Consider the following 24,837-nt stretch of genomic DNA (forward strand, 5'->3'; position numbering starts at 1 on the left):
CCTCACACAATGAGATGACCGGGAATGCGCAGGTGCCGGCGCACGACCTCGACGAAGTCTGGATCGCGTTTGGCAGCCCACACCGCCACGCCGTGGCCGATCGCCCAGAACAGAAGCCCCGCGATCCAGAGCCGCAGCCCCAAGCCAAGCGCAGCAGCGAGCGTACCGTTGAGGATCGCGATCGCGCGCGGCGCACCGCCGAGCAGGATCGGCTCGGTCAACGAGCGGCGCACGGCGATTGCAAAGCCAGGAAACGGCTGATCGGCATGGAGCGGAGCCTCCATCAGATCACTGCCCCGCCACCGAACGAGAAGAACGCGAGGAAGAAGCTCGAGGCCGCAAAGGCGATCGAGAGCCCGAAGACGATCTGGATCAGCCGGCGGAATCCTCCCGACGTATCGCCGAAGGCGAGCGTCAGGCCCGTGCTTATGATGATGATCACCGCCAGGATCTTTGCGACCGGTCCCTGGACTGACAGCAGGATCTGATTGAGCGGCTGTTCCCACGGCATGTTGGAGCCCGCGGCCCAGACCGGACTCATCGCAAAGCTAGCGAACGTCACAGCCGCGGACGCCACCGCCCAAAGAGCCGAAGGACCAGAGCGTTGCTTCATGGCTGTTCTCCTGACGCGGGTGCGAGCTGGGTGAGCTGATAGTCGCCGCCGGCATTCAGCCCTTCGACATGGGCGAGCTCGACCAAGCGACGGTCGGCGCCGCGGCCGGCGAGAACGGCGATCAGCTGGATGGTCTCGGCGATCAGAGCACGCGGCACGGTGACCACGGCTTCCTGGATCAGTTGCTCCAGGCGCCTGAGCGCACCGATCGCGGAGCCCGCATGGATGGTGCCGATGCCCCCGGGATGACCGGTGCCCCAAGCCTTGAGGAGATCCAGCGCCTCGGGGCCTCTGACTTCGCCGATCGGGATGCGATCGGGCCGCAGCCGCAACGCGGACCGCACGAGGTCCGTCAGGGCAGCAACACCGTCCTTCGTCCGAAGCGACACCAGATTGGGCGCCGCGCATTGCAGCTCGCGCGTATCCTCGATCAGCACCACTCGATCGTCCGTTTTTGCAACTTCCGCCAACAGCGCATTCGTCAGCGTGGTCTTGCCGGTCGAGGTGCCCCCTGCGACGAGGATGTTGCTGCGCGCAACCACCGCCGTTCGCAACAAATCGGCCTGCGCGTCCGTGAGGATTGCGGCTGCGACGTAGTCCGCGAGCGTGAACACGGCGACCGCTGGCTTGCGGATGGCAAATACCGGTGCGGTCACGACCGGCGGCAGGAGACCTTCGAAACGCTCGCCGGTCTCCGGCAGTTCGGCCGAGACGCGGGGCGCTCCGGCATGAACCTCGCTGCCGACATGATGCGCGACCAAACGCACGATGCGCTCGCCGTCGGCGGGCGAGAGCGTCTCACCCGTTGCAGTCAGACCCGAAGCGAGCCGATCGACCCAGAGCCGGCCATCCGGGTTGAGCATCACCTCGACGATGGTGGGATCATCGAGCCATGTTGCGATCGCAGGCCCCAAGGCCGTCCGCAACATGCGCGCGCCGCGCGAGCTCGCCTCGGTCCGCCATGAATGAACCGCCATGATCACCCCCGTGACCGGCGACGGCGCTTCGCGCGTCGCTCACAGGGACGATTAGAAGCGGCAGCCCTTCGTACGGCGCAACGCGCTCATTGGAGCAGTCGCGTTATGGCGTAGAAAGAGAAACGATTGGCGGGGACGGATGGAGAGATTTCGACGCACATATCGAGCGCGAGCAATTTCCCAGGTAATTGCCAATCGAATGCCTGGGGAAATTCAGATACAGTCGCCGTCCCGAGCTTCAAATCGCGCGTAGAGAGCGGCCACCTTCGACCGTCCGACGATGACTGCCGCCTCGATCTGGCGCAGCTTAGAATTTGAACGAGGTCTCGATTTCGTACGTCCGCGGCGCGCCGAGGAAGATCTGATCAGGATAGTTCGGATCGCTCCAGGCGGCGTACTTCTTGTCGGTCACGTTACGAACGCGGAACGTCACTCGCGTATTGTCGACGGTCGGGAAGACTCGTGATTTTGGAATGTCGACGAATGCGAAGACATCCGCAGTGGTATAGGCCCGCATCGTGACCACGTTGGCGTCGGTCGTGAAGCGGTCGCCGACATGGCGGACTGAGAAGCCGAGTTCAACGGGCAGCCAGCCCGGATTGAGGAAGCGATAGGACGCGCCGCCGTTGACCACCAGCGACGGAATGTTCGGGGGCGTGTTGCCGGAATAGGTGCCACCCGTAAAGTCGTAGTCGGCGTAGCGGGCGTTGACATAGGCGACGTTCGCCCAGACCTTGCTCTCGGGGGTCGGGCGGACCGCTCCCGACAGTTCAACGCCCTGCGATTTGACCTTACCTGCAAGATTGAGGCGCTGCCCGGCCTGCGCCGAGTAGACATTGCTCCGCTCGATGTCGAACAGCGACAGCGTCCATTCGGCGCGTCCGTCCCAAAGGAGGTTCTTGACGCCAGTCTCATAGCTGCGCGCCGAGGTCAGGGTCAGCTTCTGCGTCGGGCTCAACAGAAACAGGCTGCCGACCGAAAGATCGCTCGCCGTCGCATATTGACTGTAGAATGTCAGACCAGGAACGGCCTCCCAGGTGTAGCCGATCCGTCCCGTCACCGGATCCCAGCTCGCCGAATACGGAAATCCGCTCTTCGTCGCGCCGAACTTGTCGACCGACGTGCGGTCCAACGTGAACGGATTGTAGCGCAGTCCGCCGATCAGCGCGAAGGTGTTGGTAATCTTCAGCCGATCTTCCAGGTTGATCGCGAAGCTGTCGATGACCGCCGTCTGACGCTGCGTTTGCAGCGTGCCGTAATAGCCACGTACGGGATCGACGAGCGAGACCTGATCGGGAGGAGCGATCGACGCCGCCCCGGGCCTGGCAAAATCCAGGTGATAGACTTCAAAGGCCGTCACCAGCCGGTTGTCCATACCGAAGATGTTCGAATTCCAGGTCACGTCGGTGTTGTTGCCGACCATGTTCTGGTTGTGATGGACATAGAAGCGTTCGCGATCCACCTGGTTCGTGTCGGCGTTGAACGCGATCACCTCGTTGTTGTACCAGTCGCGACTGGCATTGTAGTTGTAGAACTGGCTCCGCACCGTGACGTCGTTTGTCGCGGCCCATTCGAAGCCGCCGCGCACCCAGGATTCCTTGATGGTCTTGTGACCGTCCAGAACGTTGTAATTGGTCGATAATGTCCGGCTGTCGATCGTGACATTATTGAGCGCGCTGCCGTTGTAATCCGAAATCTTGTTGCCGGCTACGATCCCCGAAGTGGCGAACGCGCCACTGTAGGCAGACGGCACCAGTGGCGTACCCTCGTACAGCTTCGCCTGATAATCCTTGAATTCGGTGGCCGCAAACACCTTGAACGTGTCCGTGAGACGATAGTTCAGCTGTCCGGACACGTGCAGATTCTTGGTGTCGGTATCGTCTATGAAGCCGACCTCCCTGGACTTGCTGATGTCGAAACGATAGTCGAGACCATCGATCTTGGTGCTCCCGCCCGAACCATAGCCGCTGCGGATGCTGCCTCGGTTGTCGAAGCCGAAGAACGCCTCCTGCGTGATCGGCCCGGTGTGAGGCGCCTTGGTCACGAAGTTGATGGCCCCGCCGACGGCGCCCTGGCCCGAGACCAGCGATGACGGCCCCTTGAGGAATTCAACCCGGTCGAGGTTGAACGTTTCCATCGTCAACGCGGTGAAACCCGTCGGACCGATATTGATGCCGTTATAGGTGACGTTGATCTGATTGCCCTGGAAGCCGCGCATGGCATAAGCGACATCGTTCGGCGCGTCTCCCGCCGTCACGCCCGTAGCGCCCCTCACAGTGTCGACGGTCGTATGATAGCCCTGCTCGCGGATGGTTTCGGCGCCGACGACCTCGACGCTTGCAGGCGTTTCGCGCGGCGTCAGCCCGAGCCGGCTCGCGCTCGCGGCGACGCCGCTGGAGTTCAGCGGCGTTACAACTCCGCGCTGATCTCCCTGTCCCTGACGATCTGCGACTGCAGCCGCAGGAGCGGCAACAGGCCGCCGCGTATTCGAACGGGTGGATTGGCGCTTCTGGGTCTCGGACGAGCGAGCGGCGGCAGAGCTCCGCGGCTTTGGCGCAGTCACATCGACCTGTGGGAGCTCGGATGGCGTCCTTGTCGCTGACGCCGGCGGGGAAGATGTTTGTGCAGCGGCATCGACCGTCAGAAGCAGGCATGAGCCGAGCGCGACCGACAAGCTCAACGCAGAAACCGAGCAACGAAGATCACGCACAACCACCCCCAGCAGCCGGCCGGTGAACGACTGCCCCATTGCGCTCGTTCACCGCGACACTCACGGCTTCTTGATTAATCAGACGCACCGAGTATGATGTCAAGACTGAAAGATCATACTGCGATCTGGAAAACCGAATAGGTCATTCGAAGCTCTCGGGTCACACACCGATCCTTGTTGTCCGGAATACCTTGATCTGCAATGGAAAGAGCATCGATGCTCGACGCGATCGACGTGACGAAGCAATTCGGTGACAAGACCGCCTTGGACGGCGTAACGCTCAGCGTCTCCCCCGGAGACATCTACTGCCTGCTGGGCGCCAATGGCGCGGGCAAGACGACGCTGATCAATCTTTTCCTGAACTTCATCCAACCGTCATCTGGACGTCTCACGATCGGCAGCCTCGATGTCGCGCAATCTCCACTCGAGACCAAGCGTCTGCTGGCCTACATCCCCGAGCAGGTGACGCTCTATGCGACGCTGACCGGGGTCGAGAACCTGGCCTTCTTCTCGTCGCTTGCGACCGGGGATCGCCTGCCACGGTCGGAGTTGCTCGCCTTGCTCGAAGCTGCCGGACTGCCTCGCCAGTCCGTCGACGACCGGGTCTCGACCTATTCCAAGGGCATGCGCCAGAAGGTCGGCATCGCGATTGCGCTCGCCAAGCAGGCCAAGGCCCTGCTACTCGACGAGCCGACCTCCGGCCTCGATCCGTCCGCGGCCAACGAGTTCTCGGAACTGCTGATCAATGCAAGCAAGTCGGGGGTCGCGGTGCTGACCACCACACACGATCTCTTCCATGCCAAGCAGACGGGCACACGCATCGGCATCATGAAGCGCGGGCGCCTCGTAGAGGAGCTCAAGAGCGAGGACGTCAGCCATGCCGATCTCGAAGCGCTTTATCTCAAGCATATGAAGAACTGACGTGTTTGCATTCATTGCTGCAAAGGATGCGCGCGAGATCCTGCGTGACGGTCGACTGGTATGGGCAGGCGGGTTGGTCTTTCTGCTGCTCGCGGTTGCTCTCGCAGCAGGCTGGCAGCGCCACGCTCAGATCAACAGCGAGCGAAGCGCGGGGCAGGCGCTCGATTATGACGCCTGGCTCCAGCAGGGCCGCCGTCACCCTCACGACGCCGCCGAACAGGGCATGCATGTCTTCAAGCCCGAACCGCCGTTGTCCATCCTGGACCCCGGCATCGAGCCCTATGTCGGATCCACGGTGTGGCTGCAGGCTCATCGGCAGAGCGAGCTGAAATTCCGACCGGCGCAGGATGCCACCGGGCTGCAGCGGTTCGGCGAGTTGTCGCCGGCCTGGGTGCTCCAGGTGCTGCTGCCGCTGCTAATCATTGTGATCGGGTTCAACGCGATCAGCGGCGAATATGAACGCGGCACGCTGCGGCAGCTTCTGAGCCTCGGTGTCTCCGCCCGCAGTCTGCTGTTGGGTAAGGCGGCCGCGCTCGGCGGGTGCATCGCTCTCCTCGTTCTCCCGGCCGCCGCGATCCTGTCGCTCATTCTGCTCGCGGGCACCGCCACCGCCGACCGCCTCGACGTGCTGTACCGCACCGCCTGGCTTTTTGCCGCTTACGGTCTGTACCTCGGCTTCTATATCTTCCTTACGCTTGCCGTATCCGCCCTGGTGCGTTCGTCACGCGCGGCTCTCGTGCTGTTGCTGGCCTTTTGGGTCGCAACGACGTTGATCGCGCCCCGTGCCGCCTCTGAAGCCGCGAGCCTGCTCTATCCGACGCCGTCACGCCTCGACTTCGACGAGCACCTGTCGCACGAGATTGGCCAAGCGGCTGATCAGGCGTGGGCCGCCAATTTTGGCGTCCGCACCCAATGGGACGCCGCGCTCCCGCTGAGCAAGTGGGGTGCTGCGCTGCAGGTGGACGACCATGCCGGATACGGCGTCCTCGATCAGACCTTCAGCAAGTTATGGGATACGTTCGAGCGCCAGGAGCGGATGCAACGCTGGGTCGGCATCGTGGCCCCCGTGACTGCCCTTCGCAGCTTTTCGATGGGCCTGGCCGGCACGGACTTCACACAGCACCGCGATTTCTCCTCGGCTGCGGAGGCGCACCGCCGGCTGATCCAGGACATCGTCAGCGAAGACCTGATCAAGCATGCCGATCCGTTGGGGAATGCACATTTCACCTATAAGGCCGGCCCGGAGCTGTGGGCCAGCGTGCCACAGTTTCATTACTCACTTCCGCGCGCGTCCTTTGCCTTGGCACATCATTGGCAAAGCCTCGTTCTGTTGGCGGTTCTGCTCGGCGGGACGATCGCACTGGCGCATGCCGCTGTCTCCCGTCCCCTAATGCGATAGCGCGAACCATCGATGATGATCTCTCCATCCTCTCGCTCGATTGCAAACTTCTGGCTCATCGTCCGCCACGAGACACGCACGCTCCTCAGAGACCGGACTCTGCCCTTGGTGTGCACGGCTCTGGTTCTGATGATCGGCTGCGGCCTGCTCGTCGGTATCGCGCAAGCCTCGCTGCGCGAGCGGATGATCGCCGAGGTGACGGCACATGAGCGCGAAGCGCAGCAGAAGAACCGCGATAGGTTGCAATCCGTCCTGGCCGGCAAGGACGCCCTGGTTCCATTCTCCAATCCGGCCAATCCCGCTGCGATGGCGGGCACGCTCGCGGGCCGGCATACCGTGCTGCCAAATGCGCCGCTGGCGGCACTCGCAGTCGGTCAGTCCGACATGATGCCGAACTACTACCGCATCTCGTATCTCAGCAAGGTGCAGTTCATGTACGACTCGGAAATCGAGAACCCGTGGAACCTTCTCAGCGGGCATTTCGATCTGGCCTTCGTCGTGGTGTTCGTGCTGCCCCTTCTCGTCGTCGGCCTCGGCTACAACCTGCTCTCGGCCGAGCGAGAGCAGGGCACGCTGCGCATGCTTTGCTCGCAGCCATTGTCTCTTACGACCTTACTGGCTGCCAAGGTGACCGTGCGGCTGATCGCGCTTCTGGCCGTGGTGATCCCCTTGCCGTTGATCGTCCTTCTCGCAATCTTTCCCGAGACACGTACGATCGCATCGATGGCTCTGATGCTGTCGTGGGCCCTGCTCATCGCCGGCTATACGCTGTTCTGGTTTACGGTCGCGGCCTTCGTCAACGTTCTCGGACGTCCGTCGTCGCAGAACGCACTGATCATGGTCGCGCTCTGGACGGTCCTCGTGCTCATCCTGCCGGTTGCAATGAATCTGGCCGTGAACGCGGTCAGCCCGGCCCCGTCTCGCACCGAGTTGGCAAGCCGGACGCGGGTGGTCACCGCCGACGCCCTGCGCGAGTACGAGACTCTCTACAGCGCCGACTACCGCTACGCCTCTGACCCCGAAGCCCTGGCGGTGAAAAACGGACAGATCGAGGTGCCGTCGCGCATGCGCGCCTTCTTCCTCGCCAAACAGCGCGTTGATGAACAGATCGAACCACTGCTCAAGCGCTTCGACAGCCAACTCCTGGCGCAGCAGCGTCTCGTGGACATCATTGGCTTTCTCTCGCCCGCCATTCTCGTCAACGAGGCGCTGAACTCCGTTGCCGGCAACGACTCGCGCCGTTTCGTTGCCTTCAAGACTCAGACGGAAGCATTTCACGACGGTTGGCGCCGCTTCTTCGCCCCCAAAATTCAAGACAACCGTGCGACGACGCTGGATGATCTGGTTCTGTTGCCGCAATGGCGATGGACTGAGGTGACCCGAGCAGAGACATACCGGCGGATTTGGACGCGCGTCGCCCTGATCCTGACCCTCGTGATCTCGATCGGATTGCTCGCGGTCGCCAAAGCGGCCCGCCAGCCGATTGTCTAGATCACCACTTCTTAAAGCCTGCGTATCCGAACGCCTGCGGCTGAGAGATGATCACGATCCACAAAGCCCCGTCCGGAAACGGCGCGCGCCGTGCGAAGATGGACGAATTGCGCGCTCTGGCGTGAGACTCAGGGGCGACTGCTTCCCACGATGAGCCATCGCTCACGCGATGCGTTTCCGGACGAGGCTTGCCGCGATCACCCGAAGTCTGTCGCCGGCCTCTACACCGGTCAGCAAACCCTACACGCGCAACGATAGTATGACAATCATTGACATTCGTCATACTCGGGGAGCAACATGACAGATGGATGAACGACACTGTCTCGGAGACGTGTGGGGGTGTGCGGCGCGGCTCCCATCGGCCTGGCGCGGTGGAGCAGGACTGCACGATTGATACTTCCCATTCGACACACCTTCGACGATCGTCCACAAAATCAGACCCGCAAGATCGTCCTCATCTACGCGGCGCTCATCACCACGAATGTTGCGGCGTGGACATGGGCCCTCGTACAGTACGCGGGCCAGCCGGTCCTGCTCGGCATGGCATCATTGGCCTACAGCTTCGGGCTCAGGCATGCTGTCGATCCTGATCACATCGCGGCGATCGACAACGTCACGCGAAAGCTGATGCAGGAGGAAAAACGTCCCATCTCAACCGGGCTCTTCTTTGCGCTCGGCCACTCCACAGTCGTCATCATCGCGTCGCTTCTGGTCGCGTGCTCGATTGCGGCGCTCGACGCCAAGTTCAGCTGGTTCAAGGAGATTGGCGGACTGGTCGGAATCGGCGTTTCTGCAGCGTTCCTGATTGTCATCGCGCTCGCCAATCTGGTGATATTGCTTTCGATCTACCGCGCCTTCTCTGCGACCCGACGCGGCCAGCAGGTGACAGACGATGCTCTCAATGATCTGCTTTTACGTCGAGGACCAATCTCACGGACATTGCGGTCGCTCTTTGCCATCGTGACAAAGAGCTGGCACATGTATCCTCTCGGATTCCTGTTCGGGCTGGGCTTCGATACTGCGACAGAGGTGAGCCTCCTGGGTTTGTCGGCAACACAGGCGTCATCCGGACTGCCGGTCTGGTCGACACTCGTTCTTCCGGCGCTTTTTACTGCAGGCATGTCGCTCGTCGATACGACGGACGGGGTCGTCATGGTCCAGGCCTATGGGTGGGCGTTCACGAACCCGATCCGCAAGCTGTACTACAATCTCACCATGACTTCGATTTCGGTCGTGGTCGCGCTGCTGATCGGTGGAATTGAGCTGATCAGCCTCGTTGCCGACAAATGGGACCTCCATGGCGGGGGGTGGAGCCTTGTCGATCAGATCAGCCAGCACTTCGGGATCATGGGCTATTTCATCATCGGCATCTTCGTCATCGGCTGGCTGATGTCCGTCCTGATCTTCCGCCTCGGACATCTGGATCAAACGGCCTAGCCTTGAACCTCGTCTGATTTCACGTCCCTAGCCGCGACGTCCTGGGAGATTTCCGCGGCCAGCGTCTGTCCTTTGGCCAACCGCCGTCCGAGCGCTTCAACGAACCCTTCGTAGCGCTCACGGCCCTTGGCTTGCGCCCCGGCTTGGACTGCATCCGGCAGCGGTGGCGTGACGGTCAGCCAGAACCGCACGAACAGAGCCAGCGCTTCATTGGAGATCGTCACGTGACGTTCCAAACGTTCCACCTGCCTCGTCAGTCGGTCGAGACGCCGCCCTAGCGCTGCCTCCATTCGCTCGGCATTGTCAGGCGACAGATAGGACGTCAGCGCGGTCTCGACGACGAGCGCCTGCGGCACACGCTTGCGGCTGGCGTAATCAGCGAGCTGGCCCGCCAGGTTTGGCGGCAGTCGAAAGGTGTGCTTGGTCCGCACGGTCGAACTCCTTCACAGGCCAAGGCCGTCGTCCGGGTCCAGCGCCGCCTGCTGCGGCAAGCCACGCAGCTGGTCACGCAGCGCGCTGATGCGCACCGTCTCGTCATCCGCTTCCCGGTCTTCAAAGTTGAATTCCTGAACAGGCTGCGTTGGCGCCGGGACGATCTCCTCGTGTTGGGGAAGCTCGGCCTCCCTCCGGATCCCGGCATTCGCGGCATCACCGGCGTTGCTGAACGCAGACGGCGCGCCCTGATCTGCGGCTGAGATCCTGCGCGAGATTGGCGCCAGCTTGCTCCAGTCGTCCGTCAACACATCGCCGTCTTGATGTGTCAAGACGGGATTGGGAGGTGGCAATAACCGGTCGACCAGCCGCGCATCCGCGAAGTATCGGGCTTTCTTGCCGCGGATCGGCGGAACACCGGAGACCAGCACCAGCTCATCATCAGCCGGCAGCTGCATCACCTCTCCCGGCGTGAGCAAGGGACGTGCCGTTTCCTGGCGCGAGACCATGAGATGGCCGAGCCAGGGGCTGAGCCTGTGGCCGGCATAGTTCTTCATCGCCCGCATCTCGGTGGCGGTGCCCAGCGCATCGGACACCCGCTTGGCGGTGCGCTCGTCATTGGTCGCAAACGACACCCGGACATGACAATTGTCGAGGATCGCGTTGTTCGCACCATATGCCTTCTCGATCTGATTGAGCGATTGTGCGATCAGAAAACTCTTCAGGCCATAGCCAGCCATGAAGGCGAGCGCGGACTCGAAGAAATCGAGCCGCCCAAGTGCGGGGAATTCGTCGAGCATCAGAAGCAGCCGGTGGCGCCGCTCGCGGGCCTGCAGATCTTCGGTCAGGCGGCGTCCGATCTGGTTCAGAATGAGCCGGACCAGCGGCTTGGTCCGGCTGATGTCGGAGGGCGGGACGACGAGATAGAGCGTGGTTGGCCGCTCGCCCGCGACGAGATCACGGATCCGCCAGTCGCAACGGCGCGTCACCTGCGCCACGACAGGGTCGCGATACAATCCGAGAAACGACATCGCGGTCGAGAGCACGCCCGAGCGCTCGTTCTCGCTCTTGTTCAGGAGCTCGCGGGCGGCGGATGCGATCACAGGGTGCGGTCCGGCGTCCCCCAGATGCGCCGTTGTCATCATCGCGCGCAGAGTGACATCGATCGGCCGCTTTGGATCCGACAAGAAGTTGGCCACCCCCGCCAGAGTCTTGTCCGGCTCTGCGTAGAGCACGTGGAGGATGGCGCCGACAAGCAGCGCGTGGCTTGTCTTCTCCCAATGATTGCGCCGCTCCAGCGACCCTTCGGGATCGACCAGGACGTCGGCGACATTCTGGACGTCGCGGACCTCCCACTCCCCTCGCCTCACCTCGAGCAGCGGATTGTAAGCCGCCGATCGCGCATTGGTCGGATCGAACAGCAGCACCCGGCCATGCCGCGCTCGAAAGCCCGCCGTCAGTTGCCAATTCTCGCCCTTGATGTCGTGGACGATGCAGCTGCCCGACCACGTCAGCAGGGTCGGCACCACCAGGCCAACGCCCTTGCCCGAGCGAGTCGGCGCGAAACACAGCACATGCTCTGGACCGTCATGACGAAGGTACTGATCCGCGTACCGTCCCAGCACCACGCCGTCCGCTCCCAGCAGTCCGGCCGCGGAGATCTCCTTCAGCGTCCCCCATCGCGCAGACCCATAAGTGAAGACATCCGCCGGCTCACGCGCCCGCCAGACCGACATGCTGAACGCGACCACGATCGAGGCCACACCACCGAACGCCGCAATCAGACCTCCCTCGGCGAACACATCGGGCGCATACGCGTCATAAGCAAACCACCACCAGAAGAATGCGGGCGGGAGATAGACAGGCATGCCCCGCGCCAGCTCGAACCAGGGCGGCCCAAGCTGCGGTTGATACCCCAGCCGCCACGCCGTCCACTGCGTCGCGGCCCACATCGTGACAAGCACGATCGCGACGACCGCTGTGATCTGCCCCCAGAGGATTCTCGTGCCAGGCATGAGGGCAGGTCAGAGGCCCAGAACGCCGGGCGAGAGCGGCCCCGAACAGTCAGCGAACGGCCGCCTCGTTCGACGCACAACTCGACGCTCGGCAGGCGATGACTGCAGCAGACCGGCCCTTGGCAAGACCTCGTGCAGAATGTCACTCCCGATGCTGTCAAGCACGCCGCAGATCCCGCTCAACGAATTGTTGGTACTCCTCCCCGCTCTCAGCGCTCGCCCGGGACGGAAGCGCGAACCAGATCGCAGCCGCAATCTGGAGAGCGACGTTCACGCCGAAAGCTGCCTGGTACGCAATTGCTGGATAGTGACCGCCGACCGCCGGCCAGAGCTGGACCACGAGTCCCGTCAAGCATTGCAGGGCGAACGCGCCTCCGATGTGGAACACGTTGAGTGCCGCATTCGCTCGTCCAGCGACCTCTTTCGGAAAGTACTCTGCCAAGACGGCGTAGCTCAGCACGGTCGCTGCACCGACGGACGCAATGAACACCCAGGAGATGCACGATGGCAGCGGCAGGCGTACGATCAGCGCCGATTGCGCGGCGATGAACAGAATCGCGACTGACAACAGCAACTGACCGGGCCCGATGCCCCGCCGGCGCAATCGATCCGCAACGACACCAAGCAACAGCGCGCCGAGACTCAAGGCAATCGCCATCATTAAGAGGTTCTGCAGCAAGGCCGGCCGGCCGAGGCTATCGACATCGCTGAACCATGATGCAGCCCAAAGCCCCTGGAGCGACCAGGCCGTCCCGATGCAGGTGGCCGAGAGCGGCGCCAGCCGCCAGAAGCGGGGGTCGGCGTAAATGGTCTTCAGGCCGATCTTGGCCACACCTGAAGCAGATGGCGACGCCGGCACGACCTTGGGCACGATCAGAAAGATCAGCAGCGAGCAGCCCAGCGATCCGAGCGCAAGCAGGTTGAACAATCCACGCCAGCCGATCGAGGCGACCAGCCAGTCCGCCGGCAGCGTCGCGGTGACCGCTCCCGAGGCCGCCATCATGATCATGAGGCCATTGAGCAACGGCACCCGCTCGCCCGGAAACCAGAGCAGCAGTGCCTTCAGGCCTGACGTCAATGCGGCGGCGACGCCGAGGCCTATCAGAGCGCGGCCGGCAAGGAGAAGCAGGAAGTGATCCGAGACCGCAAACAGTACCGCACCAGCAGCCGCGGCCAACAGCATCGCGCTCTGAACGAGCCGTGGACCATGTCGATCCAGGAGAATGCCAATCGGGATCTGGGCAGCCGCGAAGGTCAGGAAGTAGACCGACGTCAACAGACCGAGATTGCCGGCGCTGAGGCCGAATTCGGCGGCGAGCGAGCCTGCTATCGTCGCATTGATGGTCCGGAACAGAAACGACAGGTAGTAGGCACCAACGAACGGCAGGAACACTCTAACGATCAGCTGCCACATGGACATTTGGCCTGTGCCCGCCTGGCGCGGCATCGCATGAGCCTGCAAATCGTCTACCGAAGCCGTGACATCGCGATCAGCGGCAGCCGATCCCGCGCTGGTTTGCGAGCGCGCCGTCTCCTCGGGATCGTCGTCCGGCGCGCTCTGGACCGCCGCGCTGAGCCGGTCCAGCGTCTCCCGGAGCAAAGAGCGCCCCTGATGAACGCGGGCGGAGACCTGCGCCGCAAATTCGTCGAAGCGTTCGGCCCCCCGCTGGCAGGCTTCGTGCAAGGCAGCAGCCGGGAGGCGTGGAGCCATGGCAAACTGAAAGCGCGCCTGCAGCGCGACAGCCTCGCTGACGAGCCTGACATCGGCCGCCAGTTGCTCCAGCTGCCGGTTCATGAGGCCGATACAATCGCGCACGGACTCGCCGTCGTCTTCGTCGGGGCCCAGATAGCGATCAAGAGCGGCTTCCACGAGCGCGGACCTCGATTGGCCCGGGCGTTGAACCGCGACCGCGACCGCCAAGCGTGCTGCGACGTCCTGGGAGAGATAAACGCCGATCCTGGATTTCATATTGCCACGCGGAGAGGATGAGTGGGATCGAAGGATGAGCAGCGGCGTCGACAGATTGCGGTGAGCCGATCGAGGACTCAGCGCATTCGGCGCTGAGCCAAGGAGATCGCTGGGCCTGCCTGCTCGGCGTCGAGATTCCGGGGACGCGGTTTGGATGTGGGATAGCCGTGACGCCAGCAGCCGCGCTCGACGGCATCGAAGAATCCTTCAACTTGCGCATTGAAGGCAGCCGGCTCTTCCATATTGATGGTGTGACCCGTGTTCGGAGAGATCCAAAGGCCAGCGTCGGGCAGGCATGCCTTCAGCATCAGGTTGGCATCGAGACAGGGCGTGTCCTCGTCACCGACAGCGAGAAACACCGGGATCGCCAATGTGGCCAAGCTGTCCCGGAAGTCGTACAGCGACGGGCGCAACATCTGATATCGGACCATGGTTGTCGACAGTCCCTGTACAGACAGCCGCCCAAGCCGGTCCGCGAACTCCCGCCACGCCCGGGGATTTTTGTGCTTGAGCTGAATGCGCGTCGGACTGTGCGCGATTTTGTCCGCCGTCACATCCAGACCGCGATCGATGAACAACCGCGCCAGCGTCGATGTCTGCTTCAGCCATTGCTCGCGCTGCGACGGCGAACAGCCCGATCCCGCGGCTGCGGCAACGATGGCGCTGGCCCGTCCTGGGTAGCGTAGTCCGAACTGCAGGGCGGCATAGGCGCCCATGCTGGCCCCGACCAGATGCGCTCGGTCGAGCCCAAGTCCGCGCATCACCGCATCGATATCGCCGACGGCATGCTCCCAGCCGTACAGCGCGGCATCCTCGGGAACATCGCTGGGCGGGTAGCCCCTTGCGTTGTAGACGATGCAGCGGTGGCTTTTCGCGAAGTGACGGACCTGCAGATCCCAGCTTCGCAAGTCAGAGCCGAACTCGTGAGCGAAGATGATCGGATGGCCCTGGCCGGTTTCCTCGACATAGAGCTTGACCCCGCCAGCATCGATATACGGCATCGTGATCGTCCCCCGTTACATATCTGCGCTCGTGGGACGAAGGAGCCGACGAGATACAAGGGAGGCAATGCCTCAACGATGCTCGTCGTAGTCTTGCGCAGAATCTCGCAGAATAACCGGGGTGTCCAAGCCTCCCTGGTGGTCAGCCCCATGCCATTTCGATGTTTCAGGGACGATCAGAGTCCGAGGCCGAGCTTGCGTCCAAAGCTCCAGCTCACTGCGCCGCCGCTGATGGCGATCCCGCGCACCTCGCGCCCGAGCTGCTGTTCAAGTGCCGGACGCCAAGGCACGAGCTGAAAGCCGAGCCCGTCGTCGATCATGGCGAAGCGACCGGACGCCAAGGTCACACGTTGACGGTAGATGCCCGCGATCGGATCGCCTTCGCCGATCGGCCGGTAGGCCAGCGCCGTCTCTGCCGAAAGCCTGGATGCGACGGCATTCAGCTCGCGCTGACGCAGGGTGGTGAGCAGATCGCGCGCGAACACGACCCGCTGCCCTTGCCGGCGAGCGAGACCCTCAGCGGACAGATGATCGATCCGGCGCTCCATGGCGGCCCGGACGTCCGCTCCAAATCCTCCGCGGGCGGCAACAGGCTCCCGCGCCAGCAACTGACGATCGAGCCATGTCGCACCATCCGCGGTCACCTGGGCGTCGAGGGCGAGGTCCGATCGTGTCGCGAGCGACAGCCGCTTGCGACCCTGCGCATCGTCATACATGCGCGCCTCGACGATCGCTCCCAGCTGAGCATCGCCGGCCAGCTCGAGATCAGCGAATCTGAGATGATGGGTTCGGCCATCGACGCCGTCGACGATGGCATAGGCCAAGCCCTTGAGCTCGTCGTGGAGACCACGCGCCACGAGGCGGCCGAGCACCGGATCGGCCGGCTGATCACCATGCAGCGCAAAGCCCGCGATGTCGGGCTCCCGGCCGAAGCCGGCGATGGCCCGGTGCATGGTTTTGATGATATCGCCGCGGAGCGCAAGATCGCGCAACGTCTCCTCGAGACCCGGCTTCAGCGTCCAACGCCCTGGCGCAATCTGCTCGGCCAGACCAAGACGTTCCAGCCGGGCCGCCCTGCCGGTCATCAGCCTTCGCAGTTCCGGATCTTCGCCGCGCGTCACCGGGCGAAGATCGGCGACGCCAGCTCCTTCGTCGGCAACAGCGCGAAGCGTGCGATCGAGTCCGGTCCAGCGCTCGGCATCGACCTCGCGCTCAAGAGCCGACTTGATCTCGTGCTCGCTGCGCGGCCCGAGCTCAAGACCGATGCGCTCCGCGGCCCGCTCGCGAAATCCGCGGCTGATATAGTCGCGGCTGATGACGAGATCCCGGCCGTCATCGCTCCGGCCGCGCACGAGAACATGGACGTGCGGATTGTCCGTGTTCCAATGATCTACTGCGATCCACTCCAGCCGCGTCCCGAGATCGCGCTCGGCATCGCGCATCAGCTCGCGCGTGAAGGCACGCAAATCCTGCATATCAGCGGCATCCTCCGGCGAGACAATGAAGCGGAAATGATGGCGGTCGCTCTCGACGCTGGCAGCGAACGCCCGCTCCTCGGCCTGGTCCGATCGCGCATCGAACATTGTGGCATCCGCGCCGTTGCGCGTGACGCCCTCACGCTTGAGATAACTCACATGCTTGGCAAGCGGCGCCGACCGGAACTTCGTCCCCCTATGCCGGACCACGCGCGCCTTGATCACGACCCGCCGCGTCGGCGAGCGCAGCGACAGGGCCAGGGCAGCAGACCGCCCGCGCCCGAACCGCGCACCGGCCCGTCGTCCCTCCCGGCCAAAACCCTTGCCGGTGTGGCCAGCTTTCCTCGCAGCCCGCATGACCTGGCCAACAAAGCTCTTCGGCTTGGCTGGGCCACGGCCGGCGTTCCTGATCCGACCGGGACGAACGCGGAAGTCGCTCTCGTCCCGGCTCATGTCAACCTCGGCGACAGGCCGGCTTGGCCGACGGCGCTCGCTTGATTGATTTGCCGATGCTTTCGCCGTAGACCGCCAGCCGGCCCGATCTGGATCACGTCTGAAACACGAATCCAAACAACCACATGCGCCCGACGGCCGTCGGCGCTTTTATCTCGCAATCCGTGGCAGACGTATTCCAACGTCAACTCACTTCCACCCAGACATGCGATGATCTGCGACAGACCACGACGAGGTATGATCCCAATCATTGCGAGAGATCATCGACCGCCCGACGGACAAAGAGCGCGCCCGAGCGCTGCGCCAGTGCAGATGGATCGGCCGTCGCATGCGCCCCCGATGAACCGTTTGAACGATTGCTGGGTGCTCGTCGATCGTTACCCCAACGACGCCGGCTGCGCGGGATGAAGAGCGTCGCGCGCGACTCGACCGGCGCAAACGCGTTCGCCTTGGCTGCGCGCTCGGCCGGCCTGCCACCGATGATCGGTGCGAGCCTCGCCACATAGTCGCGTGTCTCCATAGGCAGCGGCCAGCCGGTCGCCAGATGGCGCTCATAACGTCTAGGGCCGGCATTGTAGGCGGCAAGGAACCCCGGCATTCCATAGCGGTCGTGCATCTCGCGCAGATAGGCTACCCCCGCCAGGATGTTGTCGCGGGGATCATAGGGATCAGCCCCCAGACCCAATCGGGCGCGCATATCTCGCCAGGTCTCCGGCATGATCTGCATCAAACCCATGGCGCCCTTGGGCGATCGCATGCGCCGTTCTCCGCCACTTTCGGCGCGCATGACCGCATAAATCCAGCGCTCGGGAATACCGAAACGTTGCGCGGCTTCGGTCACGAAGCTTGTGAAGGATGAGACCGCCGGCCCTGTTCGCTGGTGCGCTTCGAATGCCGGCTGACTGGCGCATGCCGCAGCATCCGCGGACACGATCCACCGTGTGGACCACACGACGACAGTAGCAACCAACGTGATCGTCCGCACGAGCCGAATGCAGGCCAGAGGACGAGTGGCCGTCACGATAAAGCCGCCGAGATTCCATTCCAACGGCTGCCCCGCGGTCAGGCCGGACGCGGCTTTTGGACACCTGCGCGGCTGAGCCGTGCTGCTAGATTTGGCCGGGGCGAGTGAAGGATCTGAGCGCAGATCGAACAGCGAGATTTGGGAAGGCCGGCGAGCATGTTGCAACATCAGCCCTCCCCGCTCACCCAGACAGGCTCCGCTCGGCCGATGATCGCCGCCGCCGGCAGCACCCCGAAATATCGCCCATCCAGCGAGACCGCCGAGTGCGGATTCATGAGGAAGGCTTCGCCATCGACGATAACGTGACAGCCCTGCCAGACCGGCAATGGCAGGCCCTTGCCGTCACGCTCACGCGCCTGCCCGACTTCGACATTGTCGACGCTGAGAGCAAGACCGCTTCTACAAACAGTTTGACCGGGCAATGCCGCCACCCGCTTCAGCATCGGCACGCCGCGCGGCAGGAAGTTGCGGTCGGCAAGAAATATTGCGAGCCGCTCAGGCGGCTGGACTGCGACAAGCTCACCACGGACAAGCCCGTCGATTGGGCGCAGCCGGTACAAGCCAAGGGGCACGCTTGCAGACACGTTCCAGATATACCGGACGGCTGGCCGCGCGACGGTCGCGGCCATCATGAGCACGGCGGCCCCAACCGCGACGGAACAGACTGCGATATGGCGGCTCATGGTACGATCCTCCGTCGCCGCAGCCACGCTTGATGGCGCAACCGCGTGTACGGCCGCGGCGCCTCATCGACCAGCAGACGGTTGTGAACGTGCCGCCAATAGTCGGGAGCTGCCTCGGTCGGATCGATGCCGAGCGCTTCGACCATGTCGATCTGCTGCAGCACGCGTTCGACCTTTGGCCAGCCCGCGAGGTGCAGCATGATGTCGCCACCGGGACGTACATGCGGAATGGTTGTGCAGCCTTGCTCAGGCGCGACGGTCCGGATGATGTCGATGCGCGAAAAGACAGTCCCGAAATCGTTCGCGGCCCAGCGCACGAAGGCGAAGATGCTGCCAGGCGCAAACGACAGAATCCGGCGCCTCTTGTCTAAAATCGTCTCTCGCGCCGCATGACCGAAGCGAATCCAGTTTTCGACCCGCTTCTCGAGCCAGATCAGCTCGACATCGGTGAGCTCGCTCATTCGGCTGCTCCATGACGAGAGCCACGCCGAACATCGAATTCTCGCGTCTGTTGCCGCGGCGAAATGAGCGACAGACATGCGCAGTCCGTTAGAAGGAATCCGAAGGATTCCAGGTTAGTAAAGTTACGAGCCCGCCAAACTGTTGAAAGGTTGGCCGTTTCGTTCGATTCTGGTCCCCGTTGGCACGGGAATCGGGTCCCTGACGGCACGATCCTGCGCGTCCTCGATGGCACGAATTGATTCACAGGTTGTCCCCAGATGCGCCGATGAAGCCGCGCTTGCGTAGACGTGCGGCGAAAGGATCCTCGGGAGCGGGCGCGAAGGAGAGACGCTCCGCGCCGCGCAGACCGGCCTCGATGGTGAGCCGGTAGCCGGGGAGCGTCTGACGGCGGACGATGTCGCGCAGATCGTAGGCAAAGTGTTTTAGGGGCGACAGGCAGCCGGACTTGGCGTGGAGATGCGCGAAATCAAAACTCCAGCCGCCTTTCTGATGGCCACCATGCTTGCGCACGATGCGATAGAGCCAGCGCTCGAGCCCGCCTTTCAGATCGAAATACGCACGGTCGATGGTGAGCACGAGGGCGTCGTCGAGCACGCCGGCATAGAACCAGTCCGGCAAGATCAGTTCCAGCCCCCGCGGACGGCCGTGCACATCCGCGGTCTCCTTCCATTCATTGATCCAGGAGAACCGATGCCGCCGACGCTCAGGCTGTCTGATCGACGTCATGATCGTGGTCGACTGTAATCGATCGAGCGCTGCCTTGAGACGATCGTAGTCGCGCACACTGGTCCCGCGGCCAACGAAGGTCAGAATCTCGTAAGGCGTGGCCGCCATCAGCCGTGAGGTCTTCAATCCGGCGTCACGCGCTTCAACGATCTGTGAGGCTGCCCAGATCAGAACATCGGCATCCCAGATCGTGGCCATGCCGTGCTCCGGCACCGCTTCGACACGGATGCTGATCTTGCCCGCATGGAAGTCGATCGGGACGACGCGTCTGGATTTGGCCAGCGAGAAGAACGGATAGGCCATGAGATCCTGCGCATCACGGGCGGCGAGATCGCCGGGCAACGCGCGGAACAGTTCGAGTTGGCCGCGTTCAGACGGCCGCGGGCCATGGGCTTGCCGATCATACCGCTGGTGCATCAGCGGCGCCCCTTGCCAGCATAGGGAACGAGCGCCGGATGCCGCTTGGCGGGGAGCACGGTGCTCTTTCCCGGATCGGACGTCGATGTCTTGACACCGCCATCCGCCCACGCCCTGAGATCCTCGAGCGCGTAGACCACCCTGCCGCCGAGCTTTCTGTAGGCCGGGCCGGTGCCGTAGGTGCGGTGCTTTTCGAGGGTTCGTCCTGACAGGCTCAGGAGGCGGGCAGCTTCTGGCGTGCGAAGGTATCGTGGCGGCAAGCCGGCGTTCGGATCGGGCATTGTCGAGGCTCCGTGTGCTCAGAGCGCGCTTGTGAGGTCAGCGGCGCGTCGGAGGTCACGATGGCGGAGCAGACGAGCGAAGGGGGATGCCGAAGATCGGGGGGTGAATGTTCGGCACCCCACGCGGTCACCATGACGATCGCCAACGATCGGCAGAGATCGAGCAGCAACCCAACCGTCGCAGACCCTTGGGCGTACGGGTAGACCGCGGCGCTCGCCGCGACTGCAATCAGCGCCATCTCTTGCGATGGCGCGGACGCAGCAGATCGCGATAGCCGCCACGCATCAGCCGCAGGCCCAATTGCACCAAGCGAATGGTACGGCTGCGGAGGTCGTGAGTTTTCCAGGCGCGAGCGGGAATGCGTGCGGATCCAAACAGCACTTCGGCGATCGTTCGATACGAAGCGCCCTCCAGGTGGCCGTCGAGCGCGCGAAGCGCCGTCGCAAGACGCGCGCGTTGCTGCAGCGTAAGGCCGTCCGGGGACGGCCCTAGCGGCCGATTGTTCAGGGCCCGCCAAAGCCTCTGGGCCGCACGGGCGCGTGCCTCGAAATCCTCATCAAGCGGCAGCTTGACGCTGTATGTGACGCGTTTGACCGGCTCGTCCGGCAGCCACAGACGGTGTGTACCGCCGCCGAGCGGCAACACAACATGCCAGCCGTCCGAAGCCGCACGCAGTCGGTCTCCCAACAGCTCGGTCAGATCCAACGGTGCGGTGAAATTCGGTTGTGCCGCCCGGTCCATCGACAAGACGGTGGGCAACGTCTCTGGCGCCCAAAAGATCGGCTGGGCATCAAACGCGTGGCGGGGATCAGCTGCGAAAGACGAGCCCCCATTCGTTGCGGAATTCGGACGGAGCGCATACTTCCGGGTCTGCTACTGATTGGTAGTCCTGCTGATAGGCTGGATTGCGGCGAAGACATTCCCAGGCAACGTTTGGATCTGCTGCATGGTCCAGATCGTAAGCCCGAGACGAACGCCACTCGAATTTCGACATTTCGTAGTCCTCATCTGCAGCCGCACCAAGATTGCAACCACACAATGAGGACTCTTTGTGATTGCGGCGCCCGAGAGACCGCATGGCAGGTATCCCGATACGGAACTGCCTTAACGAAGACTGAACACCTCAACCACTGCGTTCAGCGTATCGAAAACCATCGGCATCAATCGGCCGCACGCCGCAACAGATGACGATAGCCTTTGCTCGACATCCATCTGGCTCGGGCAAGATGACTGTCGTAAGCGCGGCGGGCCCGTTCGGGTTCGTGATCGGGGTCGATATGAAGAACGATTCGAGCCACCTCGCGCCAATCGGCGTCCTCAGCCGCGGCATCGAGCATGCGCAGGTACGTGGAAATGTGCTCATCGTCATAGGCCGTCAGCGCGTCTTCGGTCGGCGCGAGATCATCGACATCGGGATCCGGCGGGTGCGACGGCATGACATTTGTTTCCAACGTAGTCCAAGTCAAAGATTAGACGTATTTCACGCCGCCGCCAGCACAAGCATTCCGTGTGGCTTCGCATCGAGTGCTCCAGCACCTTTGTCTGGCGACTCCGAGTAAGCTCAACGCCCAGTCGAGATACATCATGGCAAGGTCGGCTACCGCGCACGCGTTGGAGATCAGCTCCGAGACATTCCGGCGGTCGACTTGAAAGAGCATCCGCCTGCGAAAATGACTTCGCGGGAGGGACTCGCTCATCCCGACAAAATCGACCGTATTCACATCCGTTTAGTTGCGCGAGCGGCAGACGCCGCCAACATCAATATCGCCAATCATCCTGCTCATCAGCTCAATTGAACAGCCGCCGAGCTTCTCAAGACGTCAATTGCCCGGGGCAGAAGAAGAGAAAGCTCACATCACAGATTTCTTTTAAGTATCAAGCAAGCCAACAATTAGGCAACAACAAAGGATACACGCAGCCAACCTATGGACACGAAGTACGACCGACGGCTCCCACGCTGCCGGTTCACACGTATTGATCGCAACTTTGGACGCCAACAACAACAGTCGGCGCACCACGTACGATCAACGCGGAAGCAAGGCCGAAAAACAGCCCTGAGCCCGGGGCGACCACTGAGCGCAACGACAGGCCATCGACGCATTGAATTCGTCCAGACGTGCTCATGCCGACCACCTTCGGCCGGCGACCTTATCGGAGCATTCCGGTGTGGATAGCACGCGGCTTAGGCGGTCTGTCTTTCCGAGGCTCACAACCGGAAGCTGAGAGGACACTGGCCAGCAACAAAAGTCATTCGGCCCAAGCGCCAGGTCAATCGCGCAGCGGCTATTGCGCTACTCAGCAGTCCGATAATCGTGATCTCCGAACGGCGAGCCCTTAGCTAGTCAGCTTCAGTAGATCGGAGGGCTCGACACCAAGCGCTACAGCCAGAGCCTGGACATTATCAAGTGTGAGATTGATCAGTCCGGCCTCGATCTCGCTGATATGCGGCTGGTCGAGACCGGTTAGCTCGGCCAACCGCTCTTGGCTGAACCGCTGTGCCTTGCGCAGGCGCTTGACATTCGCTCCCAGAATGACGCGCGCCGCCTTTGGTTCCGACCAATCCATCTGGACGGTAGGACCAAAACAGGACTGGAAATTCTATAGGTTATAACCTATAATGCGAAAATACTCAACTGACTGGCATTCGGAGCGCGTTCTCCGAATATCGGCACGCCAGTCGAGGATCATCGACCAAGTTGATGGAACCTAGATGTGAAACTCGGAGGGATACGTCTTCTACGAAACCGAGGACCAACGCAGAGGCCCCGGTATCAGCAATCGACGACGCGCTGATAGAGCTTGAGCATCAGTTCGAACTCCTCTTGCGCGAATCTTCGCTGCTATTGGAGGCGTTTCGAGCGTGAAGCGATGGGGTAGATGCGGGGCGCGCGGCCGCGAAGCCGTGTACCGCAAACGGGTTTCCGGCTATTGGGGCTCATATGGACACGCAAGCATCTCTTGGCGGTTGCGATTCTCCCACGTCAGCAGACCTGGATGCCGGTCTCTCGGCACTCGAGAGACAATTTTTGGCGCTCACAGCAGAACTCGATCGCGCGCCCGCCGATCCAGGCGAGCGAATCGGCGAATACCTCACCGCAGAGGATGAGGCGGTGCTGGCCCGTCTTGATCCCATCGAACGAGCAATCATGGAGACGCCCGCTCGTACGGTAAAGGGCCTGAGCGTAAAGGCCCGCCACTTGGCCTACGTCCTGTCGGAGTATTGGGAAGCTCCGATTGATCAAATCGAGTGGCAAGGACGAGCGATACGTCTCCTCATTGAAGCGATCTGCAAGACTGCGGACGCGCCTCTGCACATTCGAGAGCCGAGGTTCGGGAAATAGCGCTGTCCTCCCCCTGGCCTGTCGGCGTCCCGCCTCGCAGGAGGTCACGCAGGAATAGAGAACGTCCGGTCTGAGGGCCGAGCCAACGTAGCGCGATGCGACCGATTGTGACCTATTGCTTGCTTCCTGGGACCGTCGTCAGGGCCCATGATTTCGAGTGTTGCTCGTCGCCAGTGGAGTGATCTCAACAATCAAAGTACGATGGCGAAATGAGAACGCATCTTGAATTTGTCTCCACGGCTTTTCCGCCCGAGCCTGGCGAGGATAAACTCGTCAATCCGGGGCTGTACGGAAAACGGTTTGCAGAATTTCTATGCGAGCAGCTGCCACATCACGGCTTTGCAGTTGTGAATATGAAACCCGAAGATTGGGGGTGGCGTATCGACCTCGCAAATTCGGAATTTCCCCTTTGGCTCGGATGCGGTCATTATCAGGAGTTCGAGAACGGCTTTCTATGTTTCATCAAACCTTCCCGTCCCTTCGTCCGACGACTCCTAAAGAAGACTTCGACGACCGACACAGTCGACCGTCTCGCTCGAGCCCTGACCGAAATCCTGGAGCAGAGCGGGAAGGCGCAGCATATGCGTTGGTGGACCGAAGATGAAAGCGATTCGCTGATCGGATAACGTTGGAGAGACATTTCGCACCGAGAGTCCCCGAAAGGGTCCATCGTGGACATCCGGTCTGAGCGAACAGCGTCAGTTGTTCGGCTTGACGGACGGAAAACTTGAGAAGGCAAAACACGCTCATCGAAAGATTCGCTGGCGATGGCCGCGGCTAGACAGATTGATATCAGGCCTAGCGCAGTCAGCCCGGTCTGGGTTCGAACCGTGCCCCGCCCGGACAATTCGGGCGGAGCCGGCTCGTGCCCTTACTCCGCGGTCTTGCGCGGCCGCGACTAGAGGAGCGTGTAGCCTTCGCCGCCCTCGTCATCGAACAGGTTGGCGTAGATCGGGGCGTTGAAGGAAGGGTCGTCGAGCTTGAGCGAGAGATAGTCGCGTCCCTCCTC

The 24,837-nt window shown here is 62.4% G+C and carries 26 protein-coding genes; 7 read left to right on the forward strand and 19 right to left on the reverse strand.

Annotated features, from left to right (window positions below):
- Window positions 1-2: 2 nt before the first annotated feature.
- The 4 genes from QX135_RS31600 to QX135_RS31615 all read right to left on the reverse strand — a co-directional run bounded on the left by QX135_RS31600 (window position 3) and on the right by QX135_RS31615 (window position 4,339).
- The gene (locus tag QX135_RS31600; RefSeq protein WP_315745012.1) at window positions 3-284 is read right to left on the reverse strand and encodes a VirB3 family type IV secretion system protein; all 282 of its coding nucleotides are present in this window, start codon (window positions 282-284) and stop codon (window positions 3-5) included.
- On the reverse strand, window positions 284-613 hold the full coding sequence (locus QX135_RS31605) for a TrbC/VirB2 family protein (protein WP_315745014.1): 330 nt from the start codon (window positions 611-613) through the stop codon (window positions 284-286). The genes QX135_RS31600 and QX135_RS31605 overlap by 1 nt, the downstream gene beginning before the upstream one ends.
- Complete coding sequence (gene trbB, locus QX135_RS31610) at window positions 610-1,590, reverse strand: P-type conjugative transfer ATPase TrbB (protein ID WP_315745016.1); 981 nt, start codon at window positions 1,588-1,590, stop codon at window positions 610-612. The genes QX135_RS31605 and trbB overlap by 4 nt, the downstream gene beginning before the upstream one ends.
- A 307-nt stretch (window positions 1,591-1,897) precedes the next feature.
- A complete protein-coding gene (locus QX135_RS31615) occupies window positions 1,898-4,339 on the reverse strand; it encodes a TonB-dependent receptor (RefSeq protein ID WP_315745018.1) in 2,442 nt (813 codons plus the stop codon).
- A gap of 177 nt (window positions 4,340-4,516) precedes the next feature.
- On the opposite strand from QX135_RS31615, the gene QX135_RS31620 reads away from it, so the two are divergent.
- The 4 genes from QX135_RS31620 (at window position 4,517) to QX135_RS31635 (ending at window position 9,548) form a co-directional block, all read left to right on the forward strand.
- Window positions 4,517-5,221 (forward strand): ABC transporter ATP-binding protein, encoded by a 705-nt coding sequence (locus QX135_RS31620; protein WP_315745020.1) that lies wholly within the window; start codon window positions 4,517-4,519, stop codon window positions 5,219-5,221.
- Window position 5,222: 1 nt separating this feature from the next.
- Window positions 5,223-6,620 carry an ABC transporter permease subunit gene (locus QX135_RS31625; RefSeq protein WP_315745022.1) on the forward strand — a complete coding sequence of 466 codons (1,398 nt, stop codon included), beginning with the start codon at window positions 5,223-5,225 and terminating at the stop codon, window positions 6,618-6,620.
- 12 nt (window positions 6,621-6,632) lie between these two features.
- Window positions 6,633-8,111 (forward strand): DUF3526 domain-containing protein, encoded by a 1,479-nt coding sequence (locus QX135_RS31630; protein WP_316188010.1) that lies wholly within the window; start codon window positions 6,633-6,635, stop codon window positions 8,109-8,111.
- A gap of 390 nt (window positions 8,112-8,501) precedes the next feature.
- The gene (locus QX135_RS31635) at window positions 8,502-9,548 is read left to right on the forward strand and encodes a HoxN/HupN/NixA family nickel/cobalt transporter (protein ID WP_316196508.1); all 1,047 of its coding nucleotides are present in this window, start codon (window positions 8,502-8,504) and stop codon (window positions 9,546-9,548) included.
- On the opposite strand, the gene QX135_RS31640 is transcribed toward QX135_RS31635, so the two are convergent.
- From QX135_RS31640 to QX135_RS31700, 13 genes are all read right to left on the reverse strand, one after another.
- The gene (locus QX135_RS31640) at window positions 9,545-9,979 is read right to left on the reverse strand and encodes a CopG family transcriptional regulator (RefSeq protein ID WP_315745023.1); all 435 of its coding nucleotides are present in this window, start codon (window positions 9,977-9,979) and stop codon (window positions 9,545-9,547) included. The two genes, QX135_RS31635 and QX135_RS31640, sit on opposite strands and share 4 nt — an antisense overlap.
- Before the next feature lie 12 nt (window positions 9,980-9,991).
- Entirely contained in the window at window positions 9,992-11,995 is a 2,004-nt protein-coding gene (locus tag QX135_RS31645; protein ID WP_315745024.1) for a conjugal transfer protein TraG, read from the reverse strand.
- Window positions 11,996-12,152: 157 nt separating this feature from the next.
- Window positions 12,153-13,964, reverse strand: a complete 1,812-nt coding sequence (locus QX135_RS31650; RefSeq protein ID WP_316196509.1) for an MFS transporter — start codon at window positions 13,962-13,964, stop codon at window positions 12,153-12,155.
- Between the two features lie 77 nt (window positions 13,965-14,041).
- Window positions 14,042-14,965, reverse strand: a complete 924-nt coding sequence (locus QX135_RS31655) for an alpha/beta hydrolase (protein ID WP_315745029.1) — start codon at window positions 14,963-14,965, stop codon at window positions 14,042-14,044.
- A 176-nt stretch (window positions 14,966-15,141) separates the two neighbouring features.
- Window positions 15,142-16,893, reverse strand: coding sequence for a relaxase/mobilization nuclease domain-containing protein (locus tag QX135_RS31660; protein ID WP_315745031.1), 1,752 nt, complete (start codon window positions 16,891-16,893; stop codon window positions 15,142-15,144).
- A 247-nt stretch (window positions 16,894-17,140) separates the two neighbouring features.
- Window positions 17,141-18,085, reverse strand: a complete 945-nt coding sequence (locus tag QX135_RS31665) for a lytic transglycosylase domain-containing protein (protein WP_316196510.1) — start codon at window positions 18,083-18,085, stop codon at window positions 17,141-17,143.
- On the reverse strand, window positions 18,085-18,600 hold the full coding sequence (locus tag QX135_RS31670) for a S26 family signal peptidase (RefSeq protein WP_315745039.1): 516 nt from the start codon (window positions 18,598-18,600) through the stop codon (window positions 18,085-18,087). Before QX135_RS31670 ends, QX135_RS31665 begins: the two co-directional genes overlap by 1 nt.
- Window positions 18,597-19,061 (reverse strand): DUF2840 domain-containing protein, encoded by a 465-nt coding sequence (locus QX135_RS31675; RefSeq protein WP_315745041.1) that lies wholly within the window; start codon window positions 19,059-19,061, stop codon window positions 18,597-18,599. Before QX135_RS31675 ends, QX135_RS31670 begins: the two co-directional genes overlap by 4 nt.
- Window positions 19,062-19,302: 241 nt before the next feature.
- Window positions 19,303-20,205, reverse strand: a complete 903-nt coding sequence (locus tag QX135_RS31680) for a replication initiator protein A (RefSeq protein WP_315745043.1) — start codon at window positions 20,203-20,205, stop codon at window positions 19,303-19,305.
- Window positions 20,205-20,486, reverse strand: coding sequence for a helix-turn-helix domain-containing protein (locus QX135_RS31685; protein WP_315745045.1), 282 nt, complete (start codon window positions 20,484-20,486; stop codon window positions 20,205-20,207). The genes QX135_RS31680 and QX135_RS31685 overlap by 1 nt, the downstream gene beginning before the upstream one ends.
- A gap of 229 nt (window positions 20,487-20,715) precedes the next feature.
- Window positions 20,716-21,246, reverse strand: a complete 531-nt coding sequence (locus tag QX135_RS31690) for a DUF2285 domain-containing protein (protein WP_316196511.1) — start codon at window positions 21,244-21,246, stop codon at window positions 20,716-20,718.
- 49 nt (window positions 21,247-21,295) lie between these two features.
- Window positions 21,296-21,565, reverse strand: coding sequence for a transcriptional regulator domain-containing protein (locus QX135_RS31695; RefSeq protein WP_315745049.1), 270 nt, complete (start codon window positions 21,563-21,565; stop codon window positions 21,296-21,298).
- Window positions 21,566-21,647: 82 nt separating this feature from the next.
- Complete coding sequence (locus tag QX135_RS31700; protein ID WP_315745051.1) at window positions 21,648-21,923, reverse strand: DNA -binding domain-containing protein; 276 nt, start codon at window positions 21,921-21,923, stop codon at window positions 21,648-21,650.
- Between the two features lie 210 nt (window positions 21,924-22,133).
- On the opposite strand from QX135_RS31700, the gene QX135_RS31705 reads away from it, so the two are divergent.
- Window positions 22,134-22,283, forward strand: coding sequence for a hypothetical protein (locus QX135_RS31705; protein WP_315745053.1), 150 nt, complete (start codon window positions 22,134-22,136; stop codon window positions 22,281-22,283).
- 538 nt (window positions 22,284-22,821) lie between these two features.
- Here the strand turns inward: QX135_RS31705 and QX135_RS31710 are convergent.
- Window positions 22,822-23,052, reverse strand: coding sequence for a helix-turn-helix transcriptional regulator (locus QX135_RS31710; RefSeq protein WP_315745055.1), 231 nt, complete (start codon window positions 23,050-23,052; stop codon window positions 22,822-22,824).
- 374 nt (window positions 23,053-23,426) lie between these two features.
- Between QX135_RS31710 and QX135_RS31715 the strand changes: the two genes are divergently transcribed.
- Both QX135_RS31715 and QX135_RS31720 read left to right on the forward strand, forming a co-directional pair.
- Entirely contained in the window at window positions 23,427-23,828 is a 402-nt protein-coding gene (locus QX135_RS31715) for a hypothetical protein (RefSeq protein WP_315745057.1), read from the forward strand.
- Window positions 23,829-24,037: 209 nt separating this feature from the next.
- Window positions 24,038-24,454, forward strand: coding sequence for a hypothetical protein (locus QX135_RS31720; RefSeq protein ID WP_315745059.1), 417 nt, complete (start codon window positions 24,038-24,040; stop codon window positions 24,452-24,454).
- A 272-nt stretch (window positions 24,455-24,726) separates the two neighbouring features.
- Here QX135_RS31720 and QX135_RS31725 read toward each other — a convergent pair.
- On the reverse strand, window positions 24,727-24,837 hold a 111-nt coding region (locus QX135_RS31725; RefSeq protein ID WP_315745070.1), incomplete at its 5' end, for a DUF736 family protein.

The organism is Bradyrhizobium sp. SZCCHNR1098, assembly GCF_032489375.1.
Classification (GTDB): Bacteria; Pseudomonadota; Alphaproteobacteria; order Rhizobiales; family Xanthobacteraceae; genus Bradyrhizobium.